Genomic DNA, 241 nt, shown 5'->3' with positions numbered 1-241 from the left:
CGCGCAGATCGTGATGCCCACGGTCGCGGAGGATGTGGCGTTCTCGCTCCGCTCGGAGCGACTGGGCCGGGAGGAGACCGCGCGACGAGTGGAGGACGCCCTCAAGAGGTTCGGGTTGAGCGCGCTCCGCGACCGCTCCTCCCACGAGCTGTCCGGCGGCCAGAAGCAGCTGCTCGCGCTGGCCGGAGCCTTCGTCCGACGTCCGGAGCTCGTCGTCGCCGACGAGCCCACCACCCTGCTC

At 71.8% G+C, this 241-nt stretch carries 1 protein-coding gene; it reads left to right on the top strand.

The features are described from left to right. Positions 1–241: ATP-binding cassette domain-containing protein (locus tag SB719_RS22310; RefSeq protein ID WP_412160056.1), on the top strand; the 241-nt coding region annotated here is incomplete at both ends.

Origin of the sequence: Pantoea sp. SIMBA_079 (genome assembly GCF_046940275.1) — a bacterium.
Classification (GTDB): domain Bacteria; phylum Pseudomonadota; class Gammaproteobacteria; order Enterobacterales; family Enterobacteriaceae; genus Pantoea; species Pantoea borealis.
The sequence above is the reverse complement of the archived record's forward strand: the minus strand, read 5'-3'. Positions and strand labels throughout refer to the sequence as shown.